The following is a 22,627-nucleotide window of genomic DNA, read 5'->3' on the forward strand; positions in this document are numbered from 1 at the left end:
CCTCAGGATGACTGGTTACATGGAGCCCTCACCTCTGTTCCGGTAGCGCATAGATAGTAGGTGCACACGCTTGAGTGACACCTAAACAAGAACGCCAGAACAAGAACGAGGCAAAAACCGTGCGTACGTACACCCCGAAGCCCGGCGATATCAACCGCCAGTGGCACGTCATTGACGCCACAGACGTTGTCCTTGGTCGTCTTGCCAGCCAGACCGCAATCCTGCTGCGCGGCAAGCACAAGGCCACCTTTGCGTCCCACATGGACATGGGCGACTTCGTCATCATCATCAACGCTGAGAAGGTAGCCCTGACCGGCGCCAAGCTGGAGCAGAAGCGCGCATACCGCCACTCCGGCTACCCGGGCGGCCTGACCTCCGTCAACTACGCGGAGCTCCTGGAATCAAACCCGGTCCGCGCCGTTGAGAAGGCCATCAAGGGCATGCTCCCCAAGAACTCCCTCGCTGCCCAGCAGCTGGGCAAGCTGAAGGTGTACCGCGGTGCAGAGCACCCGCACGCCGCGCAGCAGCCCAAGACTTTCGAAATCACCCAGGTCGCCCAGTAGTCCTGGCCACCAAACAACTTATCTATACAAGGAGAACCGTGGCTCAGAACGAAGAGACCACCGAAGCCGTTGAGGCTGAGGAAACCCTGACCAGCTACACCTCTGAAAGCTCGGCTGCAGACGCAGCTGCGCCGAAGAAGGAACGTCCGGCCCTGACCGTCGCCGGCGCAGCAGTTGGCCGCCGCAAGGAAGCCGTTGCCCGTGTCCGCGTTGTTCCGGGTTCCGGCAAGTGGACCATCAACGGCCGCGCGCTGGACAACTACTTCCCGAACAAGCTGCACCAGCAGGATGTCAACGAGCCCTTCAAGATCCTCGATCTCGAAGGCGCCTACGACGTCATCGCCCGCATCCACGGTGGCGGCATCTCCGGCCAGGCCGGCGCCCTGCGCCTGGGCATCGCCCGTTCACTGAACGAGATCGACGTCGAGAACAACCGCGCCACCCTGAAGAAGGCCGGTTACCTGTCTCGTGACGCTCGCGTCATCGAGCGCAAGAAGGCCGGTCTCAAGAAGGCCCGCAAGGCTCAGCAGTACTCCAAGCGCTAAATCCGCTTATACGGAAGCCCGTCCCGCCATTGGCGGGGCGGGCTTCCGTGTTTAGAAGAGTCGTGCTGTCCGCCATTGGCGGTATCCCTTGCTCAGGGGTGCAACCTAGGGCCGCTGTAGATCGTAAACCTCAATTTCTCCAATGACGCGCGGCGTGAAGTTTGCCCTGACCCAGGCCGTGATTTCATCGGCAAACCCTGCCTCGGCCGAGATATTTTCGGAATCGCTTCGTGATATGTAGTAACGGATTTCTCCTGTCTGCGCGTAGTCACGAAACTGATTGAGCGTTGGGAAGGGGGTACTGCCGTTGAAGCCGCCAATGGGCAGGACTGACGCTCCGGATTCCAACTGGTAGCGCGCTGCATTTGATGCCCCAGGAGTCGCGGCGGTCCATCGCGAGCCACTAGCGTCCGCAGCCAAGAGATCGAGAACGGCCTTATCCGGACTGTGGCCGATGGCTGTACCTCTAGCGGCAACTGTCGAATCCGCCGGCCAATCATCAGGGGCGGGCGAGTCGAAAACAACTGTCGCGGCAGGCAAGGTGGCGGCTGGCCAGATTCCCACATGTGGGTTGAGTACCGCTGAAATCGTAAACAACGATGGCCCGATGAGGCAGACTACGGTCGTTGCTATTGCTGTCGCTCGGACCACAATTCGCTTGCGAATTCTGAAGATCAGCAGCTCGGCGAGGATTACGGCAGCAATCAAGACGACTAGGGCCAAAGGGGATCCAAGTCCGCCGCTAATCGCCAAATATCCGGCAGCGAGCATCGCGGAAACGAGGAATGTCACAGCGTGCGCGAGCCGAAATGGCAACCAGCGCCTTGCGGCCCAGGAGAGTTGGGCACCTGCGCCGACGACGATGCCCAGAGGAGGAGCCAGCGCAACCAGATAATAGGGATTGATAACACCGGACATGAAACTGAAAACACCAGAATAAGCAAAAAGCCAGCCCCCAGCTAGCAGTAAAACCGCTCGCTTTGGATCATTTATAGGGCGTCGTCTCAAAAGCACCAACGAGCTAATCAAAAGCATCATTGCAATGATGAGCAGCCAGGCGCCTTGTGTTCCGAATGTTGGGTACATTAATAGTTTCAAGGGTCCAGACTTGATGTCCTCTGTCTGCGAAGAACCGCCGGCGGCCGTCCCAACGAGCCTGCCCAGGCCATTTTGCCGCAGCAGTACCTCAACAAAACTGTTCGTGAACGAACCGCCGGCGTAGGGCCGCTCCATCGCCTCCGAGTTTTCGGCAATAACCACCCACCAACCGGCCGCGACAGCCGCGGCTCCAGTTGAAGCCAGAAGTTGCAACACCCTCCGTCCCATCTTTGCCGGGCCAGCAAAAAGATAAACGAGGCCTAAAACGGGGAGAATGATGAGCGCCTGAGCCGACTTGGTCAGGAATCCCAAACCCACCGCAATCCCCGCGCCGAGGAGCCAACGCCATCGGCCGTCTTCGACGGCTCGGACGACTAGGTATAGAGACGTGACAAGAAGCAGTGTCAGCAGCGCGTCAGGGCTGTTGTACCGGAACATAACCGCAGCAGCAGGTGTGAGAAGTGCGATTCCGCCGGCCAGCAGCGCCGCAGTCATGTGAAAATGGCGTCGCACGATCACGTAGGTCAGAGCAATCGTTCCAACACCCATTAGTGCTTGTGGGACCAGAAGGCTCCATGAACTGAGCCCGAACAGTCTGACTGACATGGAGCTGACCCAGATGCTTGCAGGAAGTTTGTCAACCGTGATGCCGTTGCCCAGATCCGAGGATCCAAAGAAAAACGCCTTCCAATCGGAGGCGCCAGCCTGGGCTGCTGCTGCGTAATAAGCATTGGCCCAGCCGTTGATGGACAGATTCCAGACGTACAAGACAGCTGCCAGAAGCAATAGCCCGATATACCACAGCGATTCTTTACGACTCATAGGCCCCCGCCTTAAGTTTTCGGGCCATGGTGGACATCTTGGCCTCCAACGTGAAGATACAACAGAAAAACGAGTTTGTGGCCACCTCGAGTGCACGTGGCGGCTACGGTGAGCGTTGCCCATGACGATTAATCGGCTGCCTCGTCTAAACTTGACCCGATGTCTAGATTATTTGGAACAGATGGTGTCCGGGGCTTGGCCAATGGCCTGCTGACAGCCGAGTTGGCGATGCAGCTCGCACAAGCGGCCGCCGTCGTGCTTGGCCACAACCGCAGTACTAACGGCAACCGGCCGCGCGCCGTGGTGGCCAGGGACCCGCGGGCGAGTGGCGAGTTCATCGCCGCGGCGGTGGAGGCCGGGCTCTCCAGTTCCGGCATTGACGTCTACGATGCCGGCGTCTTGCCCACGCCTGCCGCCGCATATCTCGTGGCGGACCTGGACGCAGATTTCGGTGTGATGATCTCCGCGTCGCACAACCCGGCACCGGACAATGGCATAAAGTTCTTCGCCCGCGGCGGCCAGAAGCTCCCTGACGACGTCGAAGACGCGATCGAGGCCCAGATGGGCCGTGAGCCGGTACGCCCCATCGGTGGCGACGTGGGACGCATCCAGCGGTTCTCCGACGCCGAAGACCGCTACATCGTGCACCTGCTGCGCACCCTGCCGCACCGCCTGGACGGCATCAAGGTGGTACTTGACTGCGCCCACGGTGCGGCGAGCGGCTGCTCGCCGCAGGTCTTCAAGGACGCCGGCGCCGACGTCGTGGTCATCGGCGCCGATCCGGACGGCCACAACATCAACGAAGGCGTCGGCTCTACGCACCTCGGCCCCCTCAAGGAAGCGGTGGTCAAGCACGGCGCCCACCTGGGTATCGCACACGACGGCGACGCTGACCGCTGCCTCGCCGTTGACCATGAAGGCAACGAAGTGGACGGCGACCAGATTATGGCCATCCTCGCGATCGCATTGAAGGCATCTGGAAGGCTCAAAGACGACGTCCTCGTGGCCACAGTCATGAGCAACCTCGGCTTGAAGATTGCCCTCCGCGAGGCCGGCATCAGCATCCGTGAAACTGCAGTGGGGGACCGCTACGTCCTCGAAAGCATGCGCGAAGGCGGCTACAACCTGGGCGGCGAACAGTCCGGGCACGTGATCTTCGCGGACTATGCCACCACCGGCGACGGCGTGCTTACCGGTCTCCAGTTGGCCGCGCAGGTCGCCATGACCGGCAGGCCGCTCAAGCAGCTGGCCACAGTCATGACCAAACTCCCGCAGCTGATGATTAACGTCAAGGACGTGGACAAGGCCCGCGCTGGCACAGACGCCGGTGTGCTGGCTGCTGTGGCTGATGCTTCGGCGCAGCTCGGTGAGACCGGGCGGGTGCTCTTGCGGCCCTCCGGAACGGAAGCCCTGGTGCGTGTCATGGTGGAGGCCGCCGACATGCCTACCGCCGAACGCATCTGTAAGCAGCTTGCGGCTGTTGTCGAAGAACGATTGTCCGTACCAGTGCCCATGGGCTGACAGGGGGAAGCCAATTGTTGTCGCTGGGGTTAGGTAAACAAAAGGCAAGTGGAACAAACGGGAATGAGTTCGTCATTGGCTCACTGGTATCAATCGTCGTGTCGACCGTTGGCTACTGGTGTTTTCTAGTCCTACCCCTGACCACCAGCAAAGATTTCGGCTGGGCAAATTTCCGTAATTATTTCGACCATGATCAGTATTCATACCTGGCGATTGCCGTTAACGTCAGCAACGGCAATCTGGACAACGTTGAACCCTTCACCGAGACTGGGACCAGCCATTACCCGCGGCTCTATTACGTAGTTCTTGGACTCATCGCGAGAGTGTTCGACGCAGACGTAATCGCAACGTGGCAGATCGTCGGCTTGTCATTCCAGCTGGTCATGGTTATGTCCATAAGCTGGCTGCTGATCCGACTGACAAACCGTGCAGTGCTCGGGGTTTTTGGATTCGTCCCCAGCCTGGTCGGTGTGCTGGCAGCGCCGATCAGCGGCGCCTGGTATCACCAGTTGGACAACCACGGGGTGTTATGGGGAACGTACGGAACTATGTTCACCCTAAACGGCGAGGCAGCGGGTATGGCGATGGCCATCATAGCGGCCTGTGTACTCGTCGGCTGCACCTTCCCAGGTCCTGGCGCGAAAAAGGAACGGCCCCAGTTGAGAGCTGTCGTGGTGGTCGTAGCTTGTGTTGCCATCGGGATGCTGGCAAACGTTCAGACCTACTCGTTCCTTACGGCCGTGTACTTCTTGACCTATACCGCAGCCGCCTTCGGCTTAACGAAGTTTGGCAACCGTAGGCACGCCATCATCAGTGTGGCCCTGCTCCTGGCTGTGCTGTTTGGGGGCACATTCTTCTCACACGCCGTTGGTCCGCTAGCAACGTTGGTAGCCGGGTTGGCCGGCGCCGTTCCTGGCGTTCTGTTTCTCTTGAAGCGTCACCCCGCAATGGTAGGCGCTTCTGCATTGGGATTGGCAGTTGCTGCGGCCCCAACACTCTTGGCCACACTGTCTGGAATAGCTCAACATGACGACTTCCTTGCGTATAGGTCTCTTTCTTCGGCGAACCTTGGGGTCCCCTTTCCGCTTGGCATCATTGCGGGCGTTGTTCCTGCCCTATTTCTCGGGACCATATTCTGGGCGGGGGTCAGATACGTAAACAAGTCATGGTTATCGCTGTCAATAGGCATTGCCGTCGCATGGTCCGTTATTGCCACAAACGATCTGTGGGGTGCGAATCAAGAGCCATACAGGTTTTGGATCGACGGCTTCATTTTGGCGGCGGCCATATCCTTTCCCGTACTCGCTCAAGTCCTTGTGACTGTCGCCCAACGCGCTCGGTCGCAGCGTCTGGCGGACTCGGCGCTGGCATCGCACATAGGAGCCTCGTCTGGCAGTGCGAATGGTCCAATCGAAACACGGCAGAAGCCGCTACGAGTGGGGCCGCGGTTCTTGCGCAAGGCTCATGGGATAGTGCTCTGGGGCGTGCTTGTGGTCAGTCTTCTTGACTACGTCGGTTTCGCAATATCTGTCCACACGCTGGGCACCGACACGTTCGAAGATGCCCAGGCTCGTGCAATTACTGGGACCGCAGGGTTCGTTCCCGACCGCGCCAAAAACCTTGTTTTATCCGACCCGTGTATTGACCCATTTCGGCTGAAAGCCTTGAGCGGTCTCCCGACGGCTTTCTACAACCTAGGTTTAGCCTGGCCGAGCAACGAACCGATGTTCAGGACCCTACTCGAACAACGGGACGGCGGGTCCCTGAATCAGCCCCTTGCCGAGCAGGCAGGAGTCGACTATGTGATGATCGACAGCGGCTGTCAGGCAAATTGGCTGGAGCAAGTGAAGGGTGCAAAGGTTGCCGAGACCGTCTACGACTCTGGCGCGTCAACAGGCGCTGTATCTCTCTGGAAGATTGGCCCCTAAAAGCACTCTTGACGGTGGACCAGCCCCCGCCTCGAAAAGCAAAAGCGGCCCGCCTCCAAAAGGAAGCGGGCCGCTTTTTCGTGGGAGAAACCTAGGGAGTGCGGTCCTGAAGCGCGTCCCGGATCTCAGTCAGCAGGGCGATCTGCGGGTCTTCGCCGGATTCCTCTTTGACGTCCTTGTCGATGCCCAGCCGGCGGTTGCGGCGTTCGATCATATGGTTCATCGGAAGGACCACCACAAAGTAGATGGCGGAGGCGATGAGGAGGAACGAAATGATGGAGGAGATGACGGACCCATACATGAATCCCTCCCACTGCATTTCTTCAATGCCTTTGGCACTGAACAGACGTCCGATCAGGGGCGTGAGCAGGCCTTCGACAATCGAGGTGACGACGGCGCCGAATGCGGCACCCATCACAACTGCGACGGCAAGGTCTACGACGTTGCCCTTCATGATGAAATTCTTGAATCCTGTCAGCATAGGATCCAAGCTAGCGCAGGTGGGTTAGCCCCTCATGACAGGACTGTTAATTCCTGACCGCGTGTCGGGAACCAAGCATGCGTACTTTACGGATACCCGGGCGCAGCCTCAACGCCGAAGTACTCCTCCAGCGTGCTGATGCCCCGGTTGGCCATGTCCGTGGCGGCCTCGACGCCGATGTACCGCAGGTGCCACGGCTCGTAGTAGTACCCGGTGACCGGGTGGAACATCCACGGATACCTGACGATGAAACCGAAACGGTGCCCGTTGGCCTTGACCCACACCGCTGCCGGCTGGTCCGCGAAGCAGGGCTGGAAACCGCACGCCCCGCCACCGTCGCCGATGTCGAAGGACCATCCCGTCTGGTGCTCGGAGTAGCCGGGCCTGGCGCTGGCCGTGTCCGCATCGGCCTGCCCGCGCGCCGCCACGTAGCCGTTGTACGTGGTCACCTGGGTGCCGTACGAGCGGTAACCGCTCGCCAGCGTGATGCTGACGCCGTCCTGCGCGGCCGCAGCGAACATCGCTTCCGCGGCTGCCGCCGTCGTGCTGTTCAGCAGCGCTGCTTCACCGGAAACCGTCACCGGGACGTTGGGCCGCACCAGGTCCGCGGGCACATAGTCAGCCGGCGCCAAGGGCCTGTATTTGTTGACCACCAGCCACGGGCTCGCCGGATCTGTCAGCGAGAACTGACGGGGGAGCGCTGCAGCCGGCGAGGGCGCAACAGGCGCCTGCGCCGCCGGCTCCACGGCCGCCGTCGGACTTTCCGAAGCGGTCGCCGCAGCAGGGGAGGGGGAGGCCGCGGAAGGGGCAGGAACAGGGGCGGACGACGGCGGCGCCTCCTGGGCCGGTGCGTCGGGTGTGCAGGCTGCCAGGACAGTCAGCCCGGCACCGGCCGCGAGGAACCGGGCGAAACTGCGCCGGCTCGCGCCTGCCGCCGGGGTGCCGTCAAGCGCGGCGCAGTCGTGGCACATGCGTGCTAGACCTTGCGCAGGAGCATGCGGCGGATGGAATGGTCGGCGTCCTTGGTCAGCACCAGCTGGGCCCGGCCGCGGGTGGGCAGGACGTTTTCCTCAAGGTTGGGCTCGTTGATGCGCTTCCAGATGTCCCGCGCGGTGGTCTCCGCCTCGGACTCCGAGAGCGTGGCGTACCTGTGGAAGTAGGACTCCGGCTGGGCGAAGGCCGTGCTCTGGAGCTTGCGGAACCGCTCCACGTACCACTCCTCGATATAGGAGGTCTTGGCATCCACGTAGATGGAGAAGTCGAAGAAGTCGCTCAGGGCAAGTCCCTGCTTGCCGTCGTGGCGCGGGCGTGCGGGAGCAAGGACGTTCAGGCCCTCGACGATCAGCACATCCGGGCGGCGGACCACAACTTCCTTGTCCGGAACGATGTCGTATGTGACGTGTGAGTACCAGGGGGCCCGGACTTCCTCGGCGCCGCCTTTGATCTCGCTGACGAAGCGCAGCAGGGCCCGCCGGTCGTAGGACTCCGGGAAGCCCTTGCGTTCCAGGAGCTGGCGCCTCTTGAGCTCGGCCAGGGGGTACAGGAACCCGTCGGTGGTGATCAGCTCCACGTTAGGGGTGCCCGGCCAGCGCCGGAGCATCTCGCGGAGCACGCGGGCGATGGTGGATTTGCCCACCGCCACCGAGCCGGCCACGCCGATCACAAACGGGGTGCGCTGGGTCTGTTCACCCAGGAAGGTGGTGGTCGCGGCATGAAGCTGGCCGGCCGCCTCGACATACAGATGAAGGAGGCGGGACAACGGCAGGTAGACCTCGCGGATCTCCTTCATATCCAGGGGATCGCCGAGGCCGCGCAGACGGACAATGTCCTCTTCGTTCAGAGGCTGTTCCATCTGGGCTGCGAGCCGGGACCAGGTCTGCCGGTCCAGCTCAACGAACGGGGAGACACCTTCGCCGTTCGCTTCATTGCGTTGCACAGTCACTTTAGAGATTCTGCCCTTCACGCGGCTGAGAGCGAAATGCAAGACGTGGCCTGCCGCTGCTGCGGCGGCGAACAAGGGCGGCTGGGACGGCTTGCCCGGCTCTGTCCAGTTTAGATCTCCCTTGCGGCTGCCGATAAGCTTGACCCCATGTGTGGAATCGTGGGATATGTAGGCCGTTCGACTGGCCAGGGAATTGCCGGTCACAGTGCGCTGGATGTTGTCCTTGAAGGATTGCGCCGCCTGGAGTACCGGGGTTACGACTCTGCGGGTGTGGCTGTTGTTGCCGACGGCGTCATCTCCTCCCGCAAGAAGTCCGGAAAACTGAGCAACCTGCTCGCAGAACTGGAAACGAACCCGCTGCCGGAGACTTTCACGGGTATCGGCCACACGCGCTGGGCCACGCACGGCGGCCCCACGGACCAGAACGCGCATCCGCACCTGTCCGACGGCGGCAAGCTGGCGCTGATCCACAACGGCATCATCGAGAACTTTGCCGAGTTGAAGCTTGAGCTGCTGGCCAAGGGCGTGACCTTCGCCTCCGAAACGGACACTGAAGTGGCCGCCGCGCTGCTCGGCGACATCTTCCGCACCAAACTTGGCGGCGACACCAGCAACGGCGGCCTGACCAAGGCCATGCAGCTCGCCTGCCAGCGCCTCGAGGGTGCCTTCACGCTCCTCGCCGTGCACGCAGACCAGCCCGACGTCGTCGTCGCCGCCCGCCGCAACTCGCCGCTGGTGGTTGGCCTGGGCGAGGGTGAGAACTTCCTCGGCTCCGACGTCTCCGGCTTTATCGACTACACCCGCCGCGCGGTGGAACTGGGCCAGGACCAGATCGTCACCATCACCGCTGATTCCGTGGAGATCACCGATTTCTACGGCGCCCCGGCCGAGGGCAAGGAATACCACGTGGACTGGGACCCGGAATCCGCCGAAAAGGGCGGCTTCCCGTCGTTCATGGAGAAGGAAATCCATGACCAGCCCAACGCCGTGGCACAGACGCTGCTGGGCCGCTCGGACATCAACGGCAAGCTGACCCTGGACGAGCTCCGGATCGACCCGGCGCTGCTGAAGAACGTCAACAAGATCATCGTCCTGGCCTGCGGCACGTCCGCGTACGCCGGGCAGGTGGCCAAGTACGCCATCGAGCACTGGTGCCGGATCGCCACCGAGGTGGAGCTGTCCCACGAGTTCCGTTACCGCGACCCGATCGTGGACGCCAACACCCTGATCGTGTCCATCTCCCAGTCCGGCGAAACCATGGACACCCTGATGGCCGTCCGTTACGCCAAGGAGCAGGGCGCCAAGACGCTGTCCATCTGCAACACCAACGGGTCCACCATCCCGCGTGAATCCGACGCCGTGCTGTATACCCACGCCGGCCCGGAAATCGCGGTGGCCTCCACCAAGGCGTTCCTGGCGCAGATCACCGCCGCGTACCTGCTGGGCCTGTATTTGGCACAGCTGCGCGGGAACAAGTTCCAGGGCGAAATCAAGGACATCCTGGCGGACCTGGGCAAGATCCCTGCCAAGATCCAGCGGATCCTGGATAACGAAGGCCAGATCAAGGAACTGGGCCGGTCGATGAAGGACGCCAAGTCGGTGCTGTTCCTGGGCCGCCACGTGGGCTTCCCGGTGGCCATGGAAGGTGCGCTGAAGCTCAAGGAGCTCGCGTACATCCACGCCGAAGGCTTCGCTGCCGGCGAGCTGAAGCACGGGCCCATCGCGCTGATCGAGGAAGGCCAGCCGGTCTTCGTGGTGGTCCCGTCCCCGCGCGGCCGCGATTCGCTGCACGCGAAGATCGTCTCGAACATCCAGGAAGTCCGGGCCCGCGGCGCGAAGACGATCGTTATTGCCGAGGAAGGCGATGAGGCCGTGAAGGCCTACGCCGAGCACGTCTTCTACATTCCGGAGACGCCCACGCTGCTCGCCCCGCTGCTGGCCACCGTGCCGCTGCAGATCTTCGCACTGGAACTCGCCTCGGCCAAGGGCTACGACGTGGACCAGCCGCGCAACCTGGCCAAGAGCGTCACCGTAGAATAAGCCGCATGATTGTTGGCATAGGCGTAGACGTTGTAGACATCGAGCGGTTCGGCCGCCAGCTTGAACGCACCCCCGGGCTGCGGGACCGGCTGTTTGTGCCCGCGGAGCGGGAGCTGAACACCCGGTCCCTGGCCGCGCGGTTCGCGGCCAAGGAAGCGGTGGCCAAGGTCCTGGGCGCGCCTGCCGGCATGAACTGGCAGGACTGCTGGATCGGTTTGGACCAGCACGGCCCCACGATCCAGGTCAAGGGCACCGTTCTTGCGGTGGCTGAGGCCAAGGGCGTCAAGCGGTGGCATGTGTCCATGAGCCACGACGGCGGGATCGCCACGGCAACGGTCCTGGCCGAAGGCTGAAAGCCCACAGGCTGGACCTGCCAGCGGGACTGACGACATGATCAGCGCCTACACCGGAACCCAGGTCAGGGAGGCCGAACAGCCCCTGCTGGACGCCGGCATGGGTGCTGTGCTCATGCAGCGCGCCTCGCACGGCCTCGCCACCGCCGTGGTCCGCGAGTTGCGCGCCCGCGGGCAGCGGCTCTACGGTGCCGGCGTTGCCGTCCTCGCGGGCAAGGGCAACAACGGCGGTGACGGCCTTTTCGCCGCGTCCTTCCTGGCCGCCCGGGGAATGCGTACGACGGCGGTACTCACCGCCGGCTCCGCGCACCCCGAGGCACTGGCCGCCTTTGAACGGGCAGGCGGCCGCGTGCACCGGCTCACCGACTCCAACTCCGGCGAGCTGGCGGCGCACGTGGCAGGTGCCGACGTCGTGATTGACGCTGTCCTGGGGACCGGCGCCCGGGGCGGGCTCCGCGGAGCTGCTGCCGCCCTGGTAGTGGCGCTTTCCCGCAGCAGCCTGCCCCTGGTGGTTGCGTGTGACGTGCCCAGCGGCGTTGATGCCGACACCGGCGCGGCCCACGCCCCGGTGCTGTCCGCCGCCCTGACCGTGACCTTCGGTGCCGCCAAGGCCGGGCTGCTGGCCGATCCGGGCGCCGACCACGCGGGCCGCGTCGAGGTGGTGCCGATCGGGATCGAGGAGCACCTCCCATGGCCTGCGCTGCGGAGGCTGGAAAGCGCGGACCTGGTGCGGCTCCTCCCGCAGCCCCGGCGGCGTTCACACAAGTATTCCCGAGGCGTGCTGGGCGTCGTGGCGGGTTCCGCCACCTATCCCGGAGCCGCGGTGCTCGCCTGCCGTGGCGCGCTCGCCGCCGGAGTCGGCATGGTGCGCTACCTGGGCCCGCCAGAGGTGGCGGACCTGGTCCGGCAGTCCTGTCCCGAGGTGGTGTGCAGCACCGGCGCGGTGGCGGACACCCACGTGCAGGCCTGGCTGGTGGGCTCGGGAATGGGTCCCGACGACCACGACCAGCTCCGGCGCGCGCGGGACGCCGTGGACTCGGGGCTGCCTACTGTGGCCGACGCCGGAGCGCTTCCCGGCCTGCCGCTGATCCTGGCCCCGCAGATGGTGCTGACGCCGCACGCCGGCGAGCTCGCGTCCCTGCTGCAGCGGCTGGATGCCGACCACTCGCTGACCGAACGTTCCGCCGTGGAGGCGAATACCCTCGGCGCCGTCCGGCACGCCGCGGGCCTCACCGAGGCCACCGTCCTCCTCAAAGGCGCCACCACGCTGGTGGCATCGCCCTTCCAGGATTTCTACAGCCAGGCGGACGGCACCCCCTGGCTCGCCTCCGCCGGCAGCGGTGACGTCCTGGCCGGAATCATAGGTGCGCTGCTCGCCCAGCTGGGGTCCGACGTCGGCCGCTTCCGTGATGCGGGCATCGATCCGGACGAGCGCTGGGCCGCCATCGCCGCCATGGCGGCGAGCCTGCACGGCCGGGCCGGAGCGGCCGCGTCTGCCGGCGGGCCGCTGACCGCGGGCCGGATCGCGGACGCCATACCTGAGGTTTGGGGTAAAGTCAGCATGCTTACTTAACAGGTGGCCCGGAAACGTAATAGTCACAGGCACGCATTACGGTAAGCATAGGTTCTGCAGGGCAGTGGGCACCGGAATGTCCGGGCCTGCTGCCGAACAACGATGAGGAGCACGCATGGAAATCTGGCCCGGATCGGCTTATCCGCTGGGAGCCACCTTCGATGGAACCGGCACCAACTTTGCGCTGTTCAGCGAACGTGCCGAAAAAGTGGAGCTGTGCCTCTTCGATGACAACGGCGTCGAGACCCGCTTCGGGCTGGACGAGGTCGACGGCTACGTGTGGCACGGCTACATCCCCCAGGTCCAGCCCGGGCAGAAGTACGGCTACCGCGTCCACGGACCGTATGACCCCGCCTCCGGCAACCGGTTCAACCCCAACAAGCTCCTCCTGGACCCGTACGCCAAAGCCGTGCACGGGCAGGTGGACTGGGACCCGTCGCTGTTCTCCTACAACCTCGGCGAGCCGGACTCCGTCAACAACGAGGACTCCGCCCCGCACATGATGATGGGCGTGGTCATCAACCCGTTCTTCGACTGGGACGGCGACCACAACCTCCGCGTTCCGTACCACAAGTCAGTCATCTACGAGGCCCACGTCAAGGGCCTCACCCAGCTCCACCCCGAGATACCCGAGGAGCAGCGCGGCACCTACGCCGGCGTGGCGCACCCCTCCGTCATCTCCCACTTGCAGAAGCTTGGCGTCACCGCCATCGAGCTGATGCCCGTGCACCAGTTCGTCAATGACGGCACGCTGCAGGACAAGGGCCTGAACAACTACTGGGGCTACAACACCATCGGCTTCTTCGCGCCGCAGAACACCTACAGCTCCACCGGGGACACCGGCCAGCAGGTCCAGGACTTCAAGGCCATGGTCCGGTCCCTGCACCGCGCCGGCATCGAAGTGATCCTCGATGTGGTCTACAACCACACCGCCGAAGGCAACCACCTTGGCCCCACGCTGTCCTTCAAGGGCATCGACAACGCCTCCTACTACCGGCTGATGGAGGGCGACGAGAAGCACTACATGGACTACACCGGCACCGGCAACTCGCTGAACGTCCGCCAGCCGCACTCGCTGCAGCTGCTGATGGACTCCCTGCGGTACTGGGTCACGGAAATGCACGTGGACGGCTTCCGGTTCGACCTCGCCTCCACCCTGGCCCGCGAGTTCTACGACGTCGACAAGCTCTCTACATTCTTTGAACTCATCCAGCAGGACCCCGTCGTCTCCCAGGTCAAGCTCATTGCGGAGCCCTGGGACGTTGGGCCCGGCGGCTACCAGGTAGGCAACTTCCCGCCGCAGTGGACGGAATGGAACGGCAAATACCGCGACACGGTCCGCGACTTCTGGCGCGGCGAGCCGGCCACCCTGGGCGAATTCGCCTCGCGCATTACCGGCTCCGCCGATCTCTACGAGCACTCAGGCCGCCGCCCCGTCGCGTCCATCAACTTTGTCACGGCCCACGACGGCTTCACCCTGGCCGACCTGGTGTCCTACAACGAGAAACACAACGACGCCAACGGCGAGGGCAACAACGACGGCGAGTCCCACAACCGTTCCTGGAACTGCGGAGCCGAAGGTCCCACGGATGATCCGGCTGTCCTGGGCCTGCGGGCCCGTCAGCAGCGGAACTTCATCGCGTCACTGCTGCTGTCCCAGGGTGTCCCCATGCTGCTGCATGGTGACGAACTGGGCCGCACCCAGCAGGGCAACAACAACGGGTACTGCCAGGATTCCGAGCTGACGTGGATCAACTGGGAGAACATCGACCAGCCCCTCGTGGAGTTCACGTCCGCCGTCAACGCGCTGCGGGCCAAGCACCCCACCTTCCGCCGGAGCCGGTTCTTCGACGGGCGGCCTGTGCTGCGTGGCGAAGGGGAACGGCTGCCGGACATCGAATGGCTCGACGTCGACGGCGACACCATGAAACCCGAGGACTGGGACAGCGGTTTCGGCCGGTCCGTGGGCATGTTCCTCAACGGCGACGGGATCCAGGGCAAGGACGTCCGCGGCCGCCGGATCACCGATGTGAACTTCCTGCTGTACTTCAACGCGCACGACGACATGGTGGACTTCACGCTGCCCAACGACGAGTACGCGCCGGCGTGGGACATCATCATCGACACCGCAGGGCACAACGCGGACACTGCTCCAGTGGCAGCGGGCAAGTCCCTGCCGGTTGATGCCAAGTCCCTGGTGGTCCTGCGGGCGCACATGGTGGAGGAGTCGGAGCCGGATCATTCCGTAGCTGCGTCGCTGGCGGCCCTGACCCAGACGAGCACCAGCGAGACCGAAGCCCTGAGTACGCCCACCGTGCCGGAGCCCAGGAAAACGAAGAAGGTCAGCAAGCCGAAAGGCCCTGCAAAATGAGGGTTCCGGCGTCCACATACCGGCTGCAGATCCGGCCCGGCTTCACGCTCTTTGATGCGGCAGCGAAGGTCCCGTACCTGAAGTCCCTCGGGGCCGACTGGGTCTACCTGTCGCCGATCCTGACGGCGGAGCAGGGCTCCGACCACGGCTACGATGTCACGGACCCGTCCGCAATTGACCCGGAGCGCGGCGGCCCGGACGGGCTGCTGGCCCTGTCCAAGGCAGCCCGCGAGCACGGCATGGGGGTCCTGGTGGACATCGTCCCCAACCATGTGGGCGTGGCGTCCCCGGCGCAGAACCCGTGGTGGTGGTCGCTGCTGGCGGAGGGCCAGGACTCGCGGTACACGGACGCGTTCGACGTCGACTGGGACTTCGGCGGCGGCCGGATCCGGCTTCCCGTGCTGGGCTCCGATGACGATGTGGACCAGCTGGAGGTCAAGGACGGCGAACTTCGCTACTACGACCACCGCTTTCCCCTGGCGGCGGGCTCCTACTCTGAGGGCGATTCACCACGTGCCGTCCATGACCGGCAGCACTATGAGCTGGTCTCCTGGCGGCGGGCGGACAGCGAACTGAACTACCGGCGCTTCTTTGCCGTCAACACGCTGGCAGGCATCCGCGTCGAGGTCCCGAAGGTCTTCCAGGAGGCCCATGCCGAGGTGGGCCGCTGGTTCCTTGAGGGACTGGTGGACGGCCTGCGCGTGGACCACCCGGATGGGCTGGCTGACCCTGCCGGGTACCTGCGCTGGCTCAAGGATCTCAGCGGCGGCGCCTACGTGCTGGTGGAGAAGATTCTGGAACCCGGCGAGGTGCTGCCGGGGGAGTTCGCGTGTGAGGGAACCACCGGCTACGACGCCCTGGCCGAGGTTGACCGGGTCCTAGTGGACCCGGCCGGTGAGGCAGGGCTGGATGCGCTGGACGCGCAGCTGCGCGGGACCGGTTCCCCGGCCGATTACGCCGAAATGATCCGCGGCACCAAGCGGATGATCGCCGACGGCATCCTGCGCTCCGAGGTGCTGCGGCTGGCCCGGCTGGTTCCCGCCTCCCACGGGCTCTCGGAGGAAGGGGCCGCCGACGCGATCGCCGAAATCATCGCCGCGTTCCCGGTCTACCGCTCCTACCTGCCGGTGGGCGCGGACGTGCTGAAGGAAGCCTGCGAGTCGGCGGCGGCACGCCGCCCGGACCTCGAGGTGGCCGTCGGCACGCTGCTGCCCCTCCTGCTCGATCCCGGCACCGCGATCGCCGTACGCTTCCAGCAGACCTCCGGCATGGTGATGGCCAAAGGCGTGGAGGACACCGCGTTCTACCGCTACACCCGGCTGGGCACGCTCACCGAGGTGGGGGCAGAACCCACCGAGTTTTCCGTGGCACCGGAGCAGTTCCACCACCGGATGCGCCGGCGGCTGGCGGAACTTCCGGAATCCATGACCACGCTGTCGACCCACGACACCAAGCGCAGCGAGGACGCCCGGGCAAGGATCTCGGTCATCTCCGAGCTGCCCGGGGATTGGACGGCCACGCTGGGCGCGCTCCAGGAGCTTGCGCCGGTTCCGGACGGCCCCTTCGCCAACCTGTTGTGGCAGGCAGTGGTCGGCGCTTGGCCGGCCTCCCGGGAACGGCTGCAGGGTTACGCGCAGAAGGCTGCACGTGAGGCGGGCAACTCCACCACGTGGACCGACCCGGACGAAGAATTCGAAGCGACGGTCAGGGCAGCTGTTGACGCGGCTTTCGACGACGCGCGGGTCACCGCCGTCATCGAGGATTTCGTGGCACGGACGCAGTCCTTTGCAGCGTCCAACTCGCTGGCCGCCAAACTGATCCAGCTGACCATGCCCGGGGTTCCGGATGTGTACCAGGGCACGGAATTCTGGGACCGGTCGCTGACCGACCCCGACAACCGGCGACCGGTGGACTTCACCCGACGTGAAGAGGAACTGGCAAGGCTCGACGGCGGCCTGTTGCCTGGCGCAGGCACGGAAGCCAGCAAGCTGCTGGTCACCTCCCGCGCCCTCCGCCTGCGCCGTGACAAGCCGGGACTTTTCGACAGTTACAACCCTGTCGTGGCATCCGGGTCCGCAGCGGGACACCTGTTGGCCTTTGACCGGGGCGGGGCGCTGACCCTGGCTACCCGGCTTCCCGCCGGGCTGGAAGCCGGCGGCGGATGGCGGGACACCGCCGTCGAACTCCCCGGCTCCCTGCGCGACGAACTCACCGGCAACAGCTTTGGTCCCGGCACCGTTTCGGTGGCCGAAATCCTGGGTACCTACCCGGTGGCCTTGCTGGTACCGGCGGACGGAGACGACTCATGAGCCTGACCCACTCAGGCTCCGGACGCTTCGACGTCTGGGCGCCGGACGTATCGGCCGTGACGCTGCTGGCGAACGGGACGCACTACCCGATGGCGAAGCTGGAAAGCGCCCCCGGGACCGAAGGCTGGTGGACCGCCCCCGGCGCCCCAGCGGAAGGCGACGCTGACTACGGCTACCTGCTGGACGGGGACACGCATCCGCTGCCGGATCCGCGTTCGCGCCGCGTGCCTGACGGGGTGCACGCGTTGTCCCGGACGTTCAGCCCCCGCGACCATGACTGGCAGGACGCCGGCTGGCAGGGGAAGGAACTCCGCGGATCCGTCATCTACGAGCTCCACGTGGGGACGTTCACTCCGGAAGGAACGCTGGAGTCAGCCGCGGAAAAACTCGACTACCTTGCTGACCTGGGCGTGGACTTCGTGGAACTGCTGCCCGTCAACGGCTTCAACGGGACGCACAACTGGGGCTACGACGGCGTCCAGTGGTACGCCGTCCACGAAGGCTACGGCGGGCCTGCGGCCTACCAGCGTTTTGTGGATGCCGCCCATGCCGCCGGGCTCGGGGTCATCCAGGACGTTGTCTACAACCACCTTGGACCCAGTGGCAACTATCTGTCCCGGTTCGGGCCGTACCTCAAGCAGGGCGACGCCAACACGTGGGGCGATTCGGTCAACCTGGACGGCCACGGCTCGGACGTGGTCCGCGAGTACATCCTGGACAACGCCGCGCTGTGGCTGCGGGACTACCACGTGGACGGCCTGCGCCTCGACGCCGTCCATGCCCTCCGGGACGAGCGCGCGGTGCACATCCTGGAGGACCTCGGTGCGCTGGGTGACGCCATCTCGGCCGAAACCGGGCTGCCCAAAACCCTGATCGCCGAATCGGACCTGAACAACCCGCGGCTGCTCTACCCGCGCGATGCCAACGGCTACGGCCTGGCCGGACAGTGGAGCGACGACTTCCACCACGCCGTCCACGTCAACGTCAGCGGGGAGACCACCGGCTACTACGGGGACTTCCAGTCGCTGGCCGTTCTGGCCAAGGTTCTCAAAAACGGCTTCCTGCACGACGGCAGTTACTCAAGCTTCCGCGGCCGCCACCACGGCAGGGCCATCAACACCTCGCTCGTGGAGCCCGCGGCCCTGGTGGTCTGCAACCAGAACCACGACCAGATCGGCAACCGGGCCACGGGGGACAGGCTCTCCCAGTCGCTGTCCTACGGGCAGCTGGCTGTCGCGGCGGTCCTGACCATGACGTCGCCGTTCACGCCCATGCTGTTCATGGGCGAGGAATTCGGCGCGTCCACCCCGTGGCAGTTCTTCACATCGCACCCCGAACCCGAGCTGGGTAAGGCGACGGCGGAAGGCCGGATCCGCGAGTTCGAACGGATGGGGTGGGATCCCGCCGTCGTACCCGACCCGCAGGACCCCGAAACGTTCCGCCGCTCCAAACTGAACTGGGCCGAGGCCTCGCACGGTGACCACGCGCGGCTGCTGGAGCTCTACCGCTCACTCGCCGCGCTGCGCCGCGAGCATCCGGAGCTGGCAGGGCTGGGGTTCGCGGAGACCAAGGTGGAGTTCGACGACGACGCCGGCTGGCTGCGTTTCCGCCGCGGATCCGTTGAGGTGCTGCTGAACCTGTCCGAGCAGAAGATCACGCTCGACCGTGCTGGGGGAACAGTGCTGCTATCCACCGAGGAAGTGCCCGCCGCCGGTGATGGTTTGCTGGCGCTGGGTCCGTGGAGTGCCGCCGTCGTAAGGGCTCTGTAGCTCCGGCTGCTGCGCCGCGGGCTGATTGTGTCAGCCCGCGGCGTAACAAGGCCGTTCCGGGCTGTAGCCTGCGTCACAGCTGGCAGGATGGAACGTATGACTTATTCAGCCGCGGAAAACCGCTATGAATCCATGCCCTACCGCCGCGTCGGCCGCAGCGGACTGAAGCTCCCGGCCATTTCCCTTGGCCTCTGGCACAACTTCGGCGACGACAAGCGCTTCGACGAACAGCGCGCCATCCTCCGCCGCGCGTTCGACCTCGGCGTGAACCACTTCGACCTCGCCAACAACTACGGCCCGCCGGACGGCTCGGCCGAAACCAACTTCGGCCGCCACCTCGCGGATGACTTCAAGCCCTACCGTGACGAACTGGTCATTTCCACGAAGGCCGGCTACTACATGTGGCCGGGCCCGTACGGTGAGTGGGGCTCCCGCAAGTACCTCATCTCCAGCCTGGACCAGTCCCTGCAGCGGATGGGCCTGGACTACGTGGACATCTTCTACAGCCACCGGCCGGACCCCGAGACGCCGATGGAGGAGACCATGGGCGCGCTCGACTACGCCGTCCGTTCCGGCAAGGCGCTCTACGCCGGCATCTCGTCCTACACGCCCGAGCAGACGCTCGAGGCCGCGCGGATCCTGAAGGAACTCGGGACGCCCCTGCTCATCCACCAGCCCAGCTACTCCATGCTGAACCGGTGGACCGAAAACGGCACCCCCAACCTCTACGAGGCACTGGAACAGGTGGGCGCCGGCTCGATCGCCTTCTCGCCGCTGGCGCAGGGCCTGCTGACCAACCGGTATTTGAACGGGGTCCCCGCCGATTCCCGCGCCGCCAAGGAGCGCTTCCTCTCCGAAGCGGCCATCACGGAGGAGAAACTGGACCGCGTGCGCGGCCTCAACTCGATCGCCGAGGGCCGCGGCCAGTCCCTCGCCCAGATGGCCATCGCCTGGATCCTGCGCGACCAGCCGAAGGGCACGCCGGTGACCTCTGCCCTGGTGGGGGCCTCGAGCGTCAGGCAGCTGGAGGACACCCTCTCCGCCATCAACAACCTGAAGTTCACCACCGACGAGCTGACCGCCATCGACGAGTTCGCGGAGGCATCGGACATCAACCTCTGGCAGAAGAAGTAACACTTCCGAGCTGTACGCGAATCAACTGGGCGGGGCGCCGGGGAACAATCCCGGCCCCCGCTCAGTTGGGTACTATGAAAAGGCGCCGCATGGCGCCATGCCTGCTGTCCGCCGTCGTACGTTCCAGTACTGACCGTCCGGCGGCTGAAGTTTTGTCCTCAAAGGAGTTCCGTGTCTTCAAATCCGATTCGTGTTGCAATCGTCGGTGTGGGTAACTGCGCCGCATCGCTCGTCCAGGGTGTGCACTACTACCGTGACGCCGATCCCGAGGCCACGATCCCCGGCCTGATGCACGTGGAGTTCGGCAAGTACCACGTCAACGACGTCCAGTTCGTTGCCGCTTTCGACGTGGACGGCAAGAAGGTCGGCGTTGACCTTGCGGATGCCATCCTCGCCAGCGAAAACAACACCATCAAAATCGCCGACGTTCCTCCCACCGGGGTGACCGTCCAGCGCGGCCACACCCTGGACGGCCTGGGCAAGTACTACCTCGAGACCATCGAGCAGTCCCCGGCCGAGCCGGTGGACGTTGTCCAGGCCCTCAAGGACGCCAAAGCCGACGTCATGGTCTGCTACCTGCCCGTTGGCTCTCAGGAAGCCGCCGAGTTCTACGCCCAGGCCGCCATCGACGCCGGGGTAGCCTTCGTCAACGCGCTTCCGGTGTTCATCGCCGGCACCAAGGCCTGGGCTGACAAGTTCACCGCCGCCGGCGTGCCGATCGTGGGCGACGACATCAAGAGCCAGATCGGTGCCACCATCACGCACCGTGTCATGGCCAAGCTCTTCGAAGACCGCGGCGTCACGCTGGACCGCACGTACCAGCTGAACGTCGGCGGCAACATGGACTTCAAGAACATGCTGGAGCGCGACCGCCTCGAGTCCAAGAAGATCTCCAAGACCCAGGCCGTTACGTCCAACGTCGAGGCCGAACTGGCTGCCAAGGACGTCCACATCGGCCCGTCGGACTACGTCCAGTGGCTCGATGACCGCAAGTGGGCCTTCGTCCGCCTCGAAGGCCGCAACTTCGGTGACGCCCCGGTCTCGCTGGAGTACAAGCTGGAAGTGTGGGACTCGCCCAACTCCGCCGGCGTGATCATCGACGCCATCCGCGCTGCCAAGATCGGCCTTGACCGCGGCATCGGCGGCCCGCTGCTGTCGGCTTCGAGCTACTTCATGAAGTCCCCGCCGGAGCAGTTCAACGACGACCTCGCCCGTGAAAAGGTCGAGGCCTTTATCCGCGGCGACCTGGAGCGCTAACCCGCCCACGTTTTCGTTGCCCTATCACTTTTGGTCCCCAAACCCCCGGTTTGGGAACCAAAAGTGATAGGGCAATGTGCTTTTAATGAGGGTCGAGGGCCAGCCTGACCCTCCTGACAGCCCGGCGGAAGTCCTGCGCCAGATCGTCGGCGTTGAACTTGAAATACCGCCAGCCCGCGGCATTGAAGGATTCGTCCCGGCGATTATCAATGGACTGCTGCTCGCGGGTGAGGGCCGCCGTCGTACTGGATGGCAATGCGTTGCGCGCGGTATCCCATGTCTGCCGCCGGCGAATACAAGTCGCCTGGCACGATCCGCATCTGCAGCTCCGGCTCGGGCAGGCCTGCGGCAGTCAGGGCCAAACGCAGGAAGGTCTCCGGTGCCGAATCTGATCCAAAGCGGATGAGCTTGGCCGCTTCCCTGGCTCTTACGATTCCCTTTAGCTTCCGGTGTCGCCGGAGCATTTCGTTTAGCTGGGGAAGGGTCGACCACGGCTCTGCGCGGTATTCGAGGCCTGGCCGCGGCTGCCGGACCAACTGATCGCCCACGGCCACCAGATCCTCCAAAGGGAGGATGCCCGCAAGGTCAAGCCAGGTCCGGGCCGGTGTGGAGATTCGAATCCCGTCCAGCTCCATGACCTCTCCTTCAAATGCCAGGACGGTGTGGCCGACGACTCCCTTCCGCCGTACGGGCGGCAGTTCCCTCGGTTTGCTCAGATGGAGTTCACGGCAGTCGCGGAACCAGGTTGGGAGCCATAGTCCCAGGATGCAGGCCGCTGTCGCGTGCGAGATCCACGCCCCAGGTGTCGCCGCGGATAAAGCCCTGGACAGAGCCCGGATTTCAAAGTCCCACCCGGCCGGCAGGTAGATCAGCCGCCCGGCGGAGGCCAAATCGGAGGCACGTAGCCTACCCCGGCTCAGG

Annotated in this window: 17 protein-coding genes; 12 read left to right on the forward strand and 5 right to left on the reverse strand. The window is 64.4% G+C overall.

Features of this window, described 5'->3' with window-relative positions; genetic code table 11:
* Positions 1–119 precede the first annotated feature (119 nt).
* Positions 120–563, forward strand: coding sequence for a 50S ribosomal protein L13 (rplM, locus tag J2X42_RS01095; RefSeq protein WP_015937805.1), 444 nt, complete (start codon positions 120–122; stop codon positions 561–563).
* Positions 564–601: 38 nt separating this feature from the next.
* Positions 602–1,108: a 30S ribosomal protein S9 gene (gene rpsI / locus J2X42_RS01100; RefSeq protein ID WP_050684362.1), complete on the forward strand. Its 507-nt coding sequence runs from the start codon at positions 602–604 to the stop codon at positions 1,106–1,108.
* A gap of 105 nt (positions 1,109–1,213) precedes the next feature.
* On the opposite strand, the gene J2X42_RS01105 is transcribed toward rpsI, so the two are convergent.
* Entirely contained in the window at positions 1,214–3,028 is a 1,815-nt protein-coding gene (locus J2X42_RS01105; RefSeq protein ID WP_310161317.1) for a glycosyltransferase family 39 protein, read from the reverse strand.
* 159 nt (positions 3,029–3,187) lie between these two features.
* Here J2X42_RS01105 and glmM point away from each other — a divergent pair, with 159 nt between their 5' ends.
* Both glmM and J2X42_RS01115 read left to right on the forward strand, forming a co-directional pair.
* Positions 3,188–4,549, forward strand: coding sequence for a phosphoglucosamine mutase (gene glmM, locus J2X42_RS01110; RefSeq protein ID WP_310161318.1), 1,362 nt, complete (start codon positions 3,188–3,190; stop codon positions 4,547–4,549).
* Positions 4,550–4,563: 14 nt separating this feature from the next.
* Positions 4,564–6,477, forward strand: coding sequence for a hypothetical protein (locus J2X42_RS01115; protein WP_310161320.1), 1,914 nt, complete (start codon positions 4,564–4,566; stop codon positions 6,475–6,477).
* Positions 6,478–6,568: 91 nt separating this feature from the next.
* Here J2X42_RS01115 and mscL read toward each other — a convergent pair whose 3' ends face one another.
* From mscL to coaA, 3 genes are all read right to left on the reverse strand, one after another.
* Positions 6,569–6,958: a large conductance mechanosensitive channel protein MscL gene (gene mscL, locus J2X42_RS01120; RefSeq protein ID WP_310161324.1), complete on the reverse strand. Its 390-nt coding sequence runs from the start codon at positions 6,956–6,958 to the stop codon at positions 6,569–6,571.
* A gap of 86 nt (positions 6,959–7,044) precedes the next feature.
* Entirely contained in the window at positions 7,045–7,929 is an 885-nt protein-coding gene (locus J2X42_RS01125) for a M15 family metallopeptidase (protein ID WP_310161327.1), read from the reverse strand.
* A gap of 5 nt (positions 7,930–7,934) precedes the next feature.
* A complete protein-coding gene (gene coaA, locus J2X42_RS01130; RefSeq protein ID WP_310161328.1) occupies positions 7,935–8,900 on the reverse strand; it encodes a type I pantothenate kinase in 966 nt (321 codons plus the stop codon).
* Between the two features lie 147 nt (positions 8,901–9,047).
* Between coaA and glmS the strand changes: the two genes are divergently transcribed.
* The 8 genes from glmS to J2X42_RS01170 all read left to right on the forward strand — a co-directional run bounded on the left by glmS (position 9,048) and on the right by J2X42_RS01170 (position 21,706).
* A complete protein-coding gene (gene glmS, locus J2X42_RS01135) occupies positions 9,048–10,940 on the forward strand; it encodes a glutamine--fructose-6-phosphate transaminase (isomerizing) (RefSeq protein WP_310161329.1) in 1,893 nt (630 codons plus the stop codon).
* A 5-nt stretch (positions 10,941–10,945) separates the two neighbouring features.
* Positions 10,946–11,293: a holo-ACP synthase gene (locus J2X42_RS01140; protein WP_131131341.1), complete on the forward strand. Its 348-nt coding sequence runs from the start codon at positions 10,946–10,948 to the stop codon at positions 11,291–11,293.
* Between the two features lie 37 nt (positions 11,294–11,330).
* The gene (locus J2X42_RS01145; protein WP_310161332.1) at positions 11,331–12,866 is read left to right on the forward strand and encodes an NAD(P)H-hydrate epimerase; all 1,536 of its coding nucleotides are present in this window, start codon (positions 11,331–11,333) and stop codon (positions 12,864–12,866) included.
* Positions 12,867–12,981: 115 nt separating this feature from the next.
* Positions 12,982–15,237: a glycogen debranching protein GlgX gene (glgX, locus tag J2X42_RS01150; RefSeq protein ID WP_310161335.1), complete on the forward strand. Its 2,256-nt coding sequence runs from the start codon at positions 12,982–12,984 to the stop codon at positions 15,235–15,237.
* The gene (treY, locus tag J2X42_RS01155) at positions 15,234–17,546 is read left to right on the forward strand and encodes a malto-oligosyltrehalose synthase (RefSeq protein ID WP_310161337.1); all 2,313 of its coding nucleotides are present in this window, start codon (positions 15,234–15,236) and stop codon (positions 17,544–17,546) included. Before glgX ends, treY begins: the two co-directional genes overlap by 4 nt.
* Positions 17,543–19,315 carry a malto-oligosyltrehalose trehalohydrolase gene (gene treZ / locus J2X42_RS01160; RefSeq protein ID WP_310161339.1) on the forward strand — a complete coding sequence of 591 codons (1,773 nt, stop codon included), beginning with the start codon at positions 17,543–17,545 and terminating at the stop codon, positions 19,313–19,315. The genes treY and treZ overlap by 4 nt, the downstream gene beginning before the upstream one ends.
* A 96-nt stretch (positions 19,316–19,411) precedes the next feature.
* A complete protein-coding gene (mgrA, locus tag J2X42_RS01165) occupies positions 19,412–20,449 on the forward strand; it encodes an L-glyceraldehyde 3-phosphate reductase (protein ID WP_310161341.1) in 1,038 nt (345 codons plus the stop codon).
* Between the two features lie 171 nt (positions 20,450–20,620).
* The gene (locus tag J2X42_RS01170) at positions 20,621–21,706 is read left to right on the forward strand and encodes an inositol-3-phosphate synthase (RefSeq protein WP_310161343.1); all 1,086 of its coding nucleotides are present in this window, start codon (positions 20,621–20,623) and stop codon (positions 21,704–21,706) included.
* A 206-nt stretch (positions 21,707–21,912) separates the two neighbouring features.
* On the opposite strand, the gene J2X42_RS01175 is transcribed toward J2X42_RS01170, so the two are convergent.
* Entirely contained in the window at positions 21,913–22,341 is a 429-nt protein-coding gene (locus J2X42_RS01175; RefSeq protein ID WP_310161345.1) for a hypothetical protein, read from the reverse strand.
* Between the last annotated feature and the right edge of the window lie 286 nt (positions 22,342–22,627).

Origin of the sequence: Arthrobacter sp. BE255 (assembly GCF_031457335.1) — a bacterium.
Classification (GTDB): domain Bacteria; phylum Actinomycetota; class Actinomycetes; order Actinomycetales; family Micrococcaceae; genus Arthrobacter.